Here is a 12,946-nt window from a genome sequence, read left to right on the forward strand (position 1 = left end):
AAGGAGGACGAAATGCACAAGCCCGTCGTCGAAATCGACACCACCATCGCCGCGCCTGCCGCCACGGTCTGGAAGGCCATGCAGAAGGGCGCCATGTTCCCCGGCACGACGATCGACACCGACTGGAAGATCGGCCATCCCATCACCTTCAAGGGCGAGTGGCAGGGCAAGAGCTTCACCGATCGCGGCGAGATCCAGAGCCTTTCCGAGGCCAAGGAACTCAGCTTCACCCATTGGAGCGACAAGGACGGCTCCGCCAAGCGCCCGCCCAGCTACCACGTGGTAAAGTATCAGCTGGAACCAACCGGCCAGCGCACCAAGGTGACGCTCAGCCAGTTCAACGAGGGCGAGGAGACGCAGGTAGATGCCAAGACGAGGGTGGAGTTCGAGAAGAACTGGTCGATGATGCTCGACGGGCTGAAGAAGTCGGCCGAGGGGATGCACTGACTGCAGCAGACGCCCCCTCCCGGCCTTCCTCTTCATGGGGGATCGGAGGGGGCGTCTCTCTCAGTTTTCGCGCGAACGAATTGAACGAATATCGTTCTATCCGTTCAGCCCGATCTTCTCGAGCTCGTACGGCGTCGTCTGGTAGATCTCATTGATCCAGTTCTGGAACAGTAGGTGCGCATGGCTGCGCCAGCGGTTCTCCGGCTCCACCGTGGTGTCGCCGTTGGGGAACAGGTTCACCGGTGGCGGCGTATCGAGCCCGGCCTTCACGTCCCGCTCGTACTCGTCCGCCAGCGAGCGGTTGTCATACTCGAGGTGGTTCAGCATGTAGAGGGCAGGGCGCACCTTGTCCTGCAGCATGCAAACGCCGATTTCCTCATTGTCGATAAGGACTTCGAGGTCTTTGCCAAGGCTGTTCCGGTCGATGTCGTTGTAGCGGCTGACCGGGATCATCGGGCTGTCCGAGAAACCATGCAGCCACGGCGTCTGCGGGCCGACCAGCTTGTGCCGGAACACCCCGAAGGCCTTGCTGGGCATGCGGTAGCGCTTCGCCCCATGGAAATGGTGCAGCGCCGCCTGGGCGCCCCAGCAGATGAACATCGTGTGGTGCACGTTGGTCTGCGTCCAGTCCATGATCTCGAGCATTTCGGACCAGTACTTGACCTCCTCGAACGGCATGTTGGCCACCGGCGCGCCGGTGACGACAAAGCCGTCAAACCTCTTCTCCCGCACCTCTTCCCAGGTGGAATAGAAGCTCTTGAGGTACTCTTCCGAGGTGTTCTTGGACTTGTGGTCGCTCACCCGCACCAGTGTCAGGTCGACCTGCAGCGGCGTCGCGCCGATCAGCCGGGCGAACTGCGTCTCGGTGCGTTCCTTGTTGGGCATAAGGTTGAGCAGCCCGATCTGCAGCGGGCGGATGTCCTGGCGAGCGGCGCGGGAGGAGTCCATGACCATGACACCCTCCGATACAAGGGTCTTGGCCGCAGGCAGGTGGTCAGGGATACGAATGGGCATGATGTCCCTCTAGATGGGTAAGCGATCGGGTGAACTGAAGCGGCGCCGCGGACGGCGCTATCGCATTCGCTTCCGGATCGCTCCCGCCACGAGGTCGAGGAATTCGTCGCCATCGCGCACCGTGGCGAGGTCGCTGGCTTCGATGGTGTAGCCGAAATTGTCGGCGAGCAGTTGGTAGCGTGGCAGCCGATCTTTCAGCAGCGCCTCGAAACCCCACGCGCCAAAGGCATCCGGATCGACGTCGGCGTCGTCCTTGACCTTGTTGAGCTTCTTGAACTCGGCCCACTTCTCGACGAGGAAATGTGGCTGGTAGTACATCGGCTTGGGGCTGTGCTTGAAGCGGCGGACCAGTTCCGCCGTGTCGTGCTCGGTGCCCCGGATGTAGAGCAGCAGGGTGCTCGAAGTCAGCGCCTTAATCACCGGATCCTCGGCATTGGCCGGGTCCACCACCTCGATCAGCGAACCGCCGGTGTCGGCGATGAAGTTCGAGTAGCCATAGAGCGTATCGGCGCGCTCGATGAAGTAGGGCACATCCTCGAGCGCCGCGATCTCGGCAATCCGGTGCTGCTCCTGCCGCCGCTGGTACTCATCGAGCGGCAGGCCGCCACGGCGCGTATCGCCCGGCCGCCCAAGATAGGTCGAGAGCGGGTCGAGGTTGGCGAAGGTGATGTTGCTGTCGATCTTGATCGAGTCCGAGCGCAAGAGGTCTCGCAGGAACGGCACCTTCATGGCCTCGGCCTTGAAGTTGTCGACAATGAACTCGCCCATGTAGCGCGTGCCGATGCGGTAATCGGCCGAGTAGTGGAACCACTGGTGCTTGCGCAGCAGCGCCGCCAGCCAGGTCTTGCCGACGCCGGCCATGCCGAACACCGTCACGGCGTGACGCGGCGCGCTCAGGAAGTCCTCGGCGGAGTTGAACAGCATAGGGGCGGGTCCGGTTCGGCGCATGGATTTAGACGATGCGCGCAGAGCGGACAAGGGCAGGGGCTCCGGCGAGATCTCATGCTATCGGCAATTCCTGCCGCATAGCTCGGACTCTTTTGCCTTGTTATCGCCGCACCCGTTACCGGCGTGCCAGAAAACCCAGCAAATTCAACGGTATCCCGATCTGGCATCACCCTTGCATTGCTTTACCCGAACCCGCGTGTCCGCACGCCAAATGGGGGTATGGAGCAAACTATGGGCATCTACGGCGCTCTTTCGACCGCAGTCACCGGGCTACGCGCCCAATCCTTCGCGCTCGAGAACATCTCGGGCAACATCGCCAACAGCCAGACCACCGGCTTCAAGCGCATCGACACCGATTTCGTCGACCTGATCCCCGACGCACCGCAGAAGCGGCAGACCGCCGGTTCGGTCCTGGCGCAGTCGCGCTCGACCAACAACCTGCAGGGTGACGTCAAGGGCACGTCGACCGAAACCAACATGGCCATCAACGGCAACGGCTTCTTCATCGTCGAGCCGCCGATCGGCCAGTCGGACGGTGACGCGCTGTTCGCGGGCGCCAGCTACTACACTCGGCGCGGCGACTTCGAGCTCGACAAGAACGGCTACCTGGTCAACGGCTCGGGCTACTACCTGAAGGGCCTGCCGATCGACCCGGTGACGCAGAACATCTCGGGCTCGGTCCCGCAGGTGCTACGCGTCTCCAACTCGTTCCTGCCGGCACAGCAGACCACGCGCGTCAACTACGAGCTGAACCTGCCGCAATTGCCTAAGACTGCAGCGTACCAGGCGGCGAAGACCGTCGGCAGCGAGCTGCTGCGGGCGCAGGACTTCCTGACGCTCACGCCGGATACTCCGGCCACCACCTCGGGCGCCACCACGACGGGCACGGCCTTGCCGTCGACCATAGCCGCAGCCGGTGACTCGCTGAGCGTCGCCGTCAATGGCGGCGCAGCGACGACCATCAACTTCATCAGCGGCGGCGGCAGCTCCGGCAACAACATCGACATCACGGCCTACGCGGATGTCGACGCGATGCTGACTGCGGTTCAGGGCTTGCTGCCGGGCGGCGTTACCCTCGCCCGGAACACCGCCGGTGCGATCACAGTTACGGCCGCCAACGCCACCGACACGGTCACCCTCACCGACAATACTACCGGCACCTCCACCACCGGCTTCAACCTTGCCAATGGCACGATCAATCCGACCGTGTCGGCCGCGACGGCCCTCTCCGCACGCGTCAACGCCGTCAGTGCCGACGACGCGGACACTTTCGTCGCCCAGTCGATCTCGGGCGGCGCGATCACGGTCTATGCCGGCAACGGCGCTCCCGCCAACGTGCAGGTGCGCTGGGCCAAGGTGAACTCGACCGCCAATGGCGGCGCTGAGCGCTGGAACATGTTCGTCCTCACCAACTCGGAAGCCACCGGTTCTGGTACCGCCTGGACCCGCATGGGCGGCGACTACACCTTCGGCGCCGACGGTTCGCCCAACCCGGCAGTGGAATACACCGACCTGCCGGGGCTCACGGTGAACGGCGTGACCATTGGCGACATACGTCTGCAGCACGGCGCGAACGGGCTCACCCAGTTCGCCGATCCGAACGGCACCGCCGAGGTGACCACGCTCAACCAGAACGGCTACGCCGCTGGTGAGTACGTCTCGGTCGCGGTGAACGACAACGGCCGCGTCGTCGTCTCCTACAACAACGGCCAGCAGCTCGAGGTCGCCCAGGTGGTGACGGCGAACTTCAATGCCGCGAATGCACTGAAGCGCATGGATGGCGGCGTGTTCGCTGCGACGTCGGAGTCGGGCGAGCCGCTGCTCGACAATGGTGGCGTCATCGGCTCCTCGCTCGAAGCGTCGAACACCGACATCTCCGAGGAGTTCACCAAGCTGATCATCACCCAGCAGGCTTATGCCGCCGGCACCCGCATCGTCTCGACCGCGGACCAGATGCTGCAGGAAGCACTGAACATGGTCCGCTGAGGCGGCGGATGAACAGAGCTGTCGCGGGTCAACCGCGGCGGCTCGGGATGGGGCTGGAGTAGGACGGAATGGGGCTTTCGGTTACCCTCAGCAATGCGCTCAGCGGGATGCGCGTCGGGCAAAGCGCGCTCGACACGCTGTCGAACAACGTCGCCAATGCCGGTACCCCCGGATACCACCGGCGTTCGGTCAGCATCATCGACTCGGTGGGCGTCAATTCCACCTATGCTCGCGAGGGGCAACTCACCCGCACCTTCAGCCAGAGCCTGCAGCAGCACTACACGCGTGCCACGGGCGAATCCGGCTTCTCCAGCGTCAAGGCGAGTTTCCTCGATCGCGTGCAGACGCTGTTCGGCAAACCCGGCACGACCGGCTCCGTCGATAGCGCCTACAACGCCTTCGAGAGCGCGCTGGCGGCGGCCGCTACCAGCCCGGACAGCTACGCCAACCGCGCCGACCTGGTGCAGAAGGCCGAGGGGCTGGCGGGGACGCTCAACCGGCTCACCTCCGACATCCAGTCTCTCCGGCAGGAGACCGAGTCGCGGCTCTCCAACAGCGTCGACACCATCAACAACCAGCTGCAATCGCTGGAGAAGGTCAACCTCAGGCTGGCCGACCAGGGGATCGATCCGACCTCGCGCGCCACGTTGCTGGACCAGCGCGACCGGCTGGTCGAAGGCCTGTCACAGCAGATGGACCTGCGCGTCAGCTATCGCGGCGACGGCACGGTCTCGCTGATGACGCGCTCCGGCGTCGGCATCCTCGATGTGAAGGCCTCGGTATTCTCGTACGAGAGCGCCGGTGCGCTGTCGGCCAGCTCGCGCTTCAGCCCCAACGATGCGGTCAGCGGCGTTGGCAAGCTCACGATCATGACGCCGGCCGGGCTCGAGATCGACCTGGTCAAGCAGAACGTTCTCAGCTCCGGTGAGCTCGCCGGGCTCATTGAATTGCGCGACCAGTCGCTGGTGGAGGCGCAGGACCAGCTCGACGAGATCGCCTCCTCGCTGGCTAAGGCGATGTCGACCAACGTGACCACGGGAACGCAGGTGACCTCGGGCGCCTCCAACGGCTACGAGGTCGACCTCGCCAACGTCCGCAACGGCAACGAGTTCACCTTCAAGTACCTGCAGGGTGGCGCCGAAAAGAACGTGCGCGTACTGCGCGTCGACGACGCCTCGAAGCTGCCGATCGACTATGTCGATGCCAACGGCGCGCGAGTGGTCGGGCTCGATTTCTCCGGCGGCGCGGCGTCGGTTGCGGCGCAGCTGCAGGGAAAACTCGGTACCAGCCTCTCGGTCAGCAGCCCATCGGGCGCCATGCTGAGGGTGATGGATGACGGCGCCGCCGGCACCACCGACATGCTGTCGCTGCAGACGCGGACCACGGCGACGGGCCTGCAGAACGGCGGCCTCGGCTTCTCCCTGTTCGTCGACACCAACAATGCCGACTATACCGACAGCCTCGACGGCGTCGGACAGAAGCTCGGTTTCGCCGGGCGCATCAGCGTCAACCAGGCGGTGGTGAACGACAACAAGCTGCTGGTGCAATATACCGGCACCACGCCGCTCGGCGACCAGAGCCGGCTGAACCAGATCGTCTCCAACCTCGACGGCATGCGCTTTGCCGGCGCCGAGGGATCGAGCGGCACCACCGCGAGCTTCCGCCTCGGCGGCACCGTGGCCGACATCATCTCGCAGACGATCAACTACCAGGGCAACGCGGCGGCCTCCGCGATCTCGGACAGCGAGACGCAGGAGATGACGCTCGATGCGCTGACGCAGCGCCTCGACAGCGAGTACGGCGTCGACGTCGACGAAGAAATGGCACGTCTGATGGAACTGCAGAACGCCTTCGCCGCCAATGCGCGCGTGATGAGCGTAGTGCAGGAACTGATGGACTCCCTGATGCAGCTCTAAGGTGCGAACACCATGACCTCAGTCGGCAAGACGATGTTCCCGCTCGCCAACGGCATCAAGAACATCACCAACATGAAAGAGCGCTACGACAAGCTGCAGACGCAGTTGTCGAGCGGGGAGAAGGCCTCGACGCTCGCAGAGATGGGCTCGGACCGGTACTTCGACCTGGCGCTGCGCCAGCGCGTGGCGCGGATGGATGGCTACCAGCAGTCGATCTCGACCGTGAACCTTCGCCTCGAAGTGCTGGATACGGTGATGAGCCGGCTCGACACTATCGAGTCCGACGCCCGCGCCGCGGCTATTTCTGGCGGCGGCGGCACCTCCGGCATCAACTTCCAGACCACGCCGACACTCGCCGGTTCGCGCTTCGACGAGGTGATGACGCTGCTCAACACCGATATCGCTGGCCGTTACATGTTCGGCGGCAACCGCACCGACAGCAAGCCGGTCTCGACGCCGGCGGACCTGATGAACGGCGTCGGCGCGCGCGCGGGGTTCAAGCAGGTCGTGGGTGAGCGGAAGCTTGCCGATCTGGGGACCGACCACCTGGGCCGGCTCGACATCAGTACCGTGACCGACACGGTGACGCTGGCGGAAGAGACCACCGTGTTCGGCATGAAGCTCTCAGGCGTCACCACCACCTCGGCGAACATCGCGGTGACCGCCCCCGGTGGTGGCCCGCCGCCGCAGCTGACGGTGCAGTTCGGCACGCCGCTGCCGTCTGCCGGCGACAAGGTGCAGGTCAGCTTCACCATGCCTGATGGCACCGAGGAGCAGGTCGTCCTCGTCGCGACCACCGCCCCGCCGGGCGCAGGCGAGTTCCAGATCGGCGCCGATGCCGACACCACCGCGGCGAACTTCGGCACGGCACTCACCAGTTCGGTGAAAAACCTGGCCGAGACCGCGCTGGTTTCGGCATCGGCCTATGCCGCAGCGGACGACTTCTTCAACGGGCAGGGCGAGCAGGTGATGCGCGTCGACGGCCCGCCCTACGACACCGCCACCGGCCTCATTGCCGGCACCTCGGCCAACACGATGCTCTGGTACAATGGCGAGGACAGCGCCGATCCGCGCAACACCGTCACCGCCCGCGTGGGTGAGGGCACGACCGTGGGTTATGGCGTGCAGGCCAACGAAAGTGGCTTCCTCAATCTGATCCAGACGCTCGCCGCCGTGGCCGTACAGGATTTTCCGGACAGCGATCCGACCTCGGAGGAGCGCTACACCTCGATGATGTCGCGCAACGCCTCGCGGCTCGCCGACACCAAGGACAATCAGCCGGGCTCACTGGCGGCCATCACGGTCGAACTCGGCCTCGCGCAGAGCACGACGGGCGCCATTGCCGAGCGGCACACGGCGCACTCGGCGCAGCTCGGCAACATGCTGGAGCAGATCGAGTCCGCGCCGACCGAGACCATCGCGATGGAGATCCTGGCGCTGAAGACCCGGCTGGAAGCCAGCTACCAGACCACCGCGCTGCTGAGCCAGCTATCGCTCGTGAACTACATGCGGTAGCGGCCGCCAACGTTCCGCAGACCCCGATCGCACAAGTCATCCCCGCGAAAGCGGGGATCTCTGTTTTCTGGTGCGCAGGCATGGCCGCAGGAACGGCTAGAAACAACAAAGCCCGCGTTTCCGCGGGCTTGATCATTCGCAGCGATGTGTCGCGCTCAGCTCTGGCCTGCGCGCAGTCCGGTGGCGATCTCGCGGTTGATGTTGATCAGCACGGTGAGCTTGTTGGCCGACGGCTCGGCCTGGATGGTCATCGTCTGCTTCATCACGAACAGGCCGAGGTTGGCGATGTTCTCGCGCAGCGACTTTGGCAGCGGGCTTTCCTCGCCGGTCACCGAGCCGAGGAACACGGTCCAGAGCTTCCGGTTGAACATCAGGGCGTTGTGGAGCTCGTGACGCTCGTTGTCCCAATCGTCCCTGATGCGCTGCATCTGGCCGGCAGCTCGAGAGAGGAGGTTCGCCTCGAGGAGACGAGGATTAACCGTCTGCCTGCCTACCTGCTGGTAGGCGAGGGCCGCACTATTCTGCATTGCCGAGGAGTTCCTGTTCGTACTGGATCAGCTTTTTCGCAGCCTTGAGTGCTTTGTACAGGGAGCCGGTTAATATCTCGTTATTGATTTCGTCAACAATGCGGATTGTTGATGGCGCTGCCGTGATGATGTCGTTGACCAGTTGAAAGTAGTCCTGCGTAAGTCGTTCGACGCTCTCATGAATATACATGAGCTGCACCGCCAAGTAGATGCGCTTGGCGGGACTGTCGGCGGTGTCGAAAGTCAGGATATCCTTCTCGCGCAGGATTGGCGCCTTACCGTCGATGAACAGCCGCGTGCGCTGATCCGAGTTGGTGATGACGCAGTTGCCGACGATCAGGCGTTCGCCCGGCTTCAGTTCGACCTTTAGCGACATATCGGTGGCTCGACCCCATGATTCCGTGGAGCAGCATACTGCATACGGCGCGTCACCAAAACGCTACCGGCGCAGGGCGAATGCGAGTGCTCCGAGACCAAGGAGGATGAGCAGGGCGCCGCCCAGGATGAACGGTGCCGGGACCCCGAAGCCGGCGCTGATCAGGCTGCCGAGGAACGGTGCCGACATCATGGCCGAGATCATCGCGGCCTCGCCGGCGGCAGTGACCCGGCCGATCCGATCAGGTGGCGTTTCGGCCTGGATCACCGAGCGATAGGGCACCATCATGAACACCGTGGTGCCGCCCATCACTGCCATCACCACACAGAACAGTGGGAACGGAATGGCGAGGCTCCACCCCGCCGCGAGCGCCACGGCGATGGTCACCGGGCCGGAGATCAAAGCCGGGATGGCCATCATCGCCAGGGGGCGCTTCGGCCTGACCATGCCCGCTAGAAATGCCCCGACGACGCCGCCGACGCCGGAAGCGGTGACGGTCAGCCCGAAGGCCGTTGCGTCGTAGCCGAGACGGCTGGTCAGCAGCGCAATCTGCGTGTCGTAGAGAAAGAAGATGAAGTTGGCCGCGGCGGCAAAGATCAGCACCGCGAGCAGCCGCCGGTTGCGCCCGAATTCGGCGATGCCCCCGGACACGCGGCGCAGGAATGGCTCCGCGGTACCGTGGAGCACATGGGCGCGAGGCGGCAGCTTCAGGCCCAGCAGGATCAGGAACGCCACGACGGACAGGAAGCCGTTGACGACGAACACACCCTGCGCCGGCAGCAGCGCCAGTAGCAGCCCGCCAGCCGCCGGGCCTATGATCTTGCTCGCCTGGTTGATGCCCTGGTGCAGGCCATTGGCGGCCATCAGCAGCGGTTCGGGCGTCGTCAGTTGGATGGCCGACTGCCGGGCGGGGGTGAAGGCGGAATCGACGATGCCGCGCAGCAGGACAAGCAGCAGCAGAACCTCAACATTGGGCGCCAGCGCCAGGGCGAAGGTCAGCGCGCCACGGCCAAGGTTGGAAACCAGCAGCACGCGCTTCAACTCGGTGCGATCGACCCAGGCGGCGAGCAGCGGGCCGGCGATGACGTAGGGCAGGGAGAAGGCCAGGGCCAGGAAGGCGAGGGCGACCGGGCCGTGGCCCCAGACATAGGCGATCAGCGCAACCACGGCGACGTAGTCGAACCAGTCGGCGAAATCGGCGGGAATGGCCGCAAACAGCAGCCGGCGCTGGGCCGGGATGCGGAGGATGTCTCGGAACGGCGTCATGGGTGCGACGATTGCCCGGCGAGCGACCCATGACAATGGAAAAGGCGGGCACCGGCCCGCCTGTCCTCAAGTCTCTGCCAATGCCGCTAGAACAGCCGCAGCACGGCCTGGTCGGCCTGCGAGGCCATCGACAGCGCTGTCGAGGACAGCTGCTGGCGGGTCTGCAGCGCGAGCAGGTTCGCGGCTTCCTGGTTGGTATCGGCCAGCGTCAGGTTGGCGGCGCCGGTTTCCAGGGTGTTGATCATCGACTTGGTGAAGTCGTTGCGGTTCTCGACGATCGACAGGTTCGAGCCGAAAGCTGAGGCCTGCGAGCGGAGCTTGCCCAGTGCGTCGCCCAGCTTGCCGAGACGGGCATCGAGCGAGGCATCGCTGTCGAAGTCTGCGTCCACCGCGGAGGCGATACCGAGCGTCGTGTTGTTCACCGAGGTCGGGTCGCCATCGGAATCCTTGGCCTGGATATCGATGGTGGAGGTGCCGGTCTCGTTGAATGTCAGCTTGAGCTTGTCGCCGCGTAAGAGGTTGATGCCGTTGAACGAGGCGTCGTCGGCGAACTTGTCGAGCTGGTCGCGCAACTCGTTGAACTGCTTGACGAGATTCTTGCGCACCTCGTTGCCACCGATCTCGGCAGTGCCCGAGGTCCCGTCGATCTCGCCGTCGGTTCCGACGCCCTTGACGGTCAGCTCTTCGGTCGAGAGGTTCTCGATCCGGAGCTTGCCGTTGTCGTTGGAGGCGCGGACCTTGTCCTTGAGGCTGGTGTTGGTGTTGATCGACTGGACGAGCTGGTCGACCGAATAGGTGCCGGCTGTGGCGCCGGCGGTCACGCCGGGAGAAGCGCCGAACACTGCAGCAGCACCGGCCCCGCCGACGGTGACGGAATTGGAGCCATTGGCCTCACCCTGGAGGTCGATGCGGTTGCCGCTGCCTCCCACCGTGACGCCGGACACTCCCTGCGCCGTCAGCTGCGACTGGATGTAGCTACGGGCCGTGGTCGCGTCGGGGGCGTTGGAATCCGTAAGGTTGATCGTCGCGGTGTTCGTGCCGTTGCTGATGGTGATTGGTGCCGACGGTGTACCGGCCTGCGCGGTGATGCCGAACGTCGCGTTTACGTTGCCGCCAACGTCCACGTCGCCGTCGACGGCCGAAATCGACAGGTTGCTGCCCGGGCCTGCCGTGCTTGCAATGGTGATGTTGGTGCCGTCGTTGGTTACCGATGTCGCGAAACCATCCGCCAGCAGCTGCCCCTCGAGCAACTGGGTGAGCTCATTGATGTCGTCGACGACGTTGTCGTTATTGCCATACATCGAAAGCTGGAAGCTATCGATCGTTATGGGCCAGGAAACGCTGCCAAAACCCCCGGTTTGAGAGAGTTGGAACGCGACCGCGTCGGAGCCGCTGAACCCCGTCGTATCGGCGTTGAAGGCGAAGGACACCGAACCGTCGCCAGGCGGGACGAAATCCGCTGACGCCGCAACCGTCGACTGCACCGCGCCGGCGCTGCCCAGCGATACGCCGACGGCGGTGCCGCCAACGGCGCCGCCGGAGAACTCCAGCAGGCCGGTGCGGCCCGGATCCATGGTGAAGGACTGGGTCTTGAACGACTTGTCCTGCCGAGCCTGGCGCAGCGTCGACTGCATCGACTCGACCGTCTTGGTGATCGAACTCAGGCCGTTGTCGGCGGCCTCGATGGTCTTGATGCCGTTCGACATCGAGTCCAGCAGGTTCGACATGTCACCGGCGCGGCTGTTCAGCGACGCTGCAGTGAAGAAGTTGGTGGGGTTGTCGAGTGCCGAGTTGACCTTGAGGCCAGTGGCGAGGCGCTCCTGCGTCTTCGCCATCGAGGTGGCGGTCGATTGGAGCGAAAGCAGGTTCGAGCGAACCGCCTTGGAGAGGTTTACTTCGGCCACGTCACAAACCTTCTGGTCTGTCTAGCATGCCCGCATCCTGGGGCCCGGCTCGTCACAATGAGTATCTATCGAGCCACAGGTGCAAACGACCGGTTAATCGGGTTGCGAAAACAGTCTAGCCCAAAAGAAAAAGGCGGGCCGGAGCCCGCCTTCGCCTTGTCTTGCGACTGACTTCTTAGAACAGGCGAAGCACGGCCTGATCGGCCTGCGAGGCCATCGACAGAGCCGTCGAAGACAGCTGCTGGCGGGTCTGCAGAGCGAGCAGGTTCGCTGCTTCCTCGTTGGTGTCGGCAAGCGTGAGGTTCGCCGCACCGGTCTCGAGGGTGTTGATCATGTTCTTGGTGAAGTCGGTGCGGTTCTGCACGATCGACAGGTTCGAGCCGAAGGCCGAAGACTGCGAACGCAGGTTACCGAGGGCGTCGCCCAGCGTGCTCAGCTTGGCGTCGATCGACGCGTCGCTGTCGAGGTCCTTGTCGGCAACGGTGGTGATGCCAAGCGAAGTGTTGTTGATCGAGGTGGCAGTGCCGTCGGCATCCTTTGCCTGGATGTCGATGGTCGAAGTGCCGGTCTCGTTGAACGTCAGCTTCAGCTTGTCGCCGCGGAGCAGGTTGATGCCGTTGAAAGAGGCGTCATCAGCCAGCTTGTCGAGCTGGTCGCGCAGTTCGTTGAACTGCTTGGCCAGGTTCTTGCGGACGTCATTGCCACCGATGTCGGCAGTCCCGGTGGTGCCGTCGACTTCACCGTCGGTACCAACGCCGGTAACGGTGAGGTCTTCGGTCGAGAGGTTCTCGATGCGAAGCTTGCCGCCGTCGTTGGAAGCGCGGATCTTGTCCTTCAGTTCGGCCTTGCCGTTGATCTCGGTAACGAGAGCATCGACAGTCTTCACCGCGCCGGGCGCGACCGTTGCAGCACCAGCCGCCGAGGTGCCGGCGTCAAGGCCGATACCGGTGATGGTGGTGTCGGTGTCGGCGTCAGTCTCGGCGAAGTTGGTCACGGCAACCGACGAGTTGGTGCCCGTGGTGGCCGAGGTCAGCACCAGCTTGCCGC

At 64.2% G+C, this 12,946-nt stretch carries 11 protein-coding genes; 4 read left to right on the plus strand and 7 right to left on the minus strand.

What is annotated here, in order from left to right:
* Positions 1–12 precede the first annotated feature (12 nt).
* The gene (locus AC1DV8_RS19775) at positions 13–447 is read left to right on the plus strand and encodes an SRPBCC family protein (RefSeq protein ID WP_477158621.1); all 435 of its coding nucleotides are present in this window, start codon (positions 13–15) and stop codon (positions 445–447) included.
* 96 nt (positions 448–543) lie between these two features.
* Here AC1DV8_RS19775 and AC1DV8_RS19780 read toward each other — a convergent pair whose 3' ends face one another.
* Positions 544–1,461: a homoserine O-succinyltransferase gene (locus AC1DV8_RS19780; protein ID WP_477158622.1), complete on the minus strand. Its 918-nt coding sequence runs from the start codon at positions 1,459–1,461 to the stop codon at positions 544–546.
* A gap of 57 nt (positions 1,462–1,518) precedes the next feature.
* The gene (locus AC1DV8_RS19785; RefSeq protein WP_477158623.1) at positions 1,519–2,385 is read right to left on the minus strand and encodes an ATPase; all 867 of its coding nucleotides are present in this window, start codon (positions 2,383–2,385) and stop codon (positions 1,519–1,521) included.
* 255 nt (positions 2,386–2,640) lie between these two features.
* Here AC1DV8_RS19785 and AC1DV8_RS19790 point away from each other — a divergent pair, with 255 nt between their 5' ends.
* From AC1DV8_RS19790 to AC1DV8_RS19800, 3 genes are all read left to right on the plus strand, one after another.
* Positions 2,641–4,395 carry a flagellar hook protein FlgE gene (locus AC1DV8_RS19790; protein WP_477158624.1) on the plus strand — a complete coding sequence of 585 codons (1,755 nt, stop codon included), beginning with the start codon at positions 2,641–2,643 and terminating at the stop codon, positions 4,393–4,395.
* 68 nt (positions 4,396–4,463) lie between these two features.
* Positions 4,464–6,311, plus strand: a complete 1,848-nt coding sequence (gene flgK, locus AC1DV8_RS19795; protein ID WP_477158625.1) for a flagellar hook-associated protein FlgK — start codon at positions 4,464–4,466, stop codon at positions 6,309–6,311.
* A 12-nt stretch (positions 6,312–6,323) separates the two neighbouring features.
* A complete protein-coding gene (locus tag AC1DV8_RS19800; protein ID WP_477158626.1) occupies positions 6,324–7,826 on the plus strand; it encodes a flagellin N-terminal helical domain-containing protein in 1,503 nt (500 codons plus the stop codon).
* A gap of 155 nt (positions 7,827–7,981) precedes the next feature.
* Here AC1DV8_RS19800 and flaF read toward each other — a convergent pair whose 3' ends face one another.
* The 5 genes from flaF to AC1DV8_RS19825 all read right to left on the minus strand — a co-directional run.
* A complete protein-coding gene (gene flaF, locus AC1DV8_RS19805) occupies positions 7,982–8,353 on the minus strand; it encodes a flagellar biosynthesis regulator FlaF (RefSeq protein WP_477149640.1) in 372 nt (123 codons plus the stop codon).
* Positions 8,343–8,729, minus strand: coding sequence for a flagellar biosynthesis repressor FlbT (flbT, locus tag AC1DV8_RS19810; protein ID WP_477149639.1), 387 nt, complete (start codon positions 8,727–8,729; stop codon positions 8,343–8,345). The genes flaF and flbT overlap by 11 nt, the downstream gene beginning before the upstream one ends.
* A gap of 63 nt (positions 8,730–8,792) precedes the next feature.
* Entirely contained in the window at positions 8,793–9,995 is a 1,203-nt protein-coding gene (locus tag AC1DV8_RS19815; protein ID WP_477158627.1) for an MFS transporter, read from the minus strand.
* An 86-nt stretch (positions 9,996–10,081) separates the two neighbouring features.
* Positions 10,082–11,899, minus strand: coding sequence for a flagellin N-terminal helical domain-containing protein (locus AC1DV8_RS19820; protein WP_477158628.1), 1,818 nt, complete (start codon positions 11,897–11,899; stop codon positions 10,082–10,084).
* Between the two features lie 175 nt (positions 11,900–12,074).
* A partial coding sequence (locus AC1DV8_RS19825) for a flagellin (protein ID WP_477158629.1) occupies positions 12,075–12,946 on the minus strand: 872 nt, incomplete at its 5' end.

The organism is Devosia sp. P3_B2, assembly GCF_056402875.1.

Coding starts and splice junctions, on each gene's coding strand:
- flbT (WP_477149639.1), bottom strand. CDS start 8,729: ATGTCGCTAAAGGTCGAACTGAAGCCGGGCGAACGCCTGATCGTCGGC.
- AC1DV8_RS19800 (WP_477158626.1), top strand. CDS start 6,324: ATGACCTCAGTCGGCAAGACGATGTTCCCGCTCGCCAACGGCATCAAG.
- flaF (WP_477149640.1), bottom strand. CDS start 8,353: ATGCAGAATAGTGCGGCCCTCGCCTACCAGCAGGTAGGCAGGCAGACG.
- AC1DV8_RS19785 (WP_477158623.1), bottom strand. CDS start 2,385: ATGCTGTTCAACTCCGCCGAGGACTTCCTGAGCGCGCCGCGTCACGCC.
- AC1DV8_RS19780 (WP_477158622.1), bottom strand. CDS start 1,461: ATGCCCATTCGTATCCCTGACCACCTGCCTGCGGCCAAGACCCTTGTA.
- AC1DV8_RS19790 (WP_477158624.1), top strand. CDS start 2,641: ATGGGCATCTACGGCGCTCTTTCGACCGCAGTCACCGGGCTACGCGCC.
- AC1DV8_RS19775 (WP_477158621.1), top strand. CDS start 13: ATGCACAAGCCCGTCGTCGAAATCGACACCACCATCGCCGCGCCTGCC.
- flgK (WP_477158625.1), top strand. CDS start 4,464: ATGGGGCTTTCGGTTACCCTCAGCAATGCGCTCAGCGGGATGCGCGTC.
- AC1DV8_RS19815 (WP_477158627.1), bottom strand. CDS start 9,995: ATGACGCCGTTCCGAGACATCCTCCGCATCCCGGCCCAGCGCCGGCTG.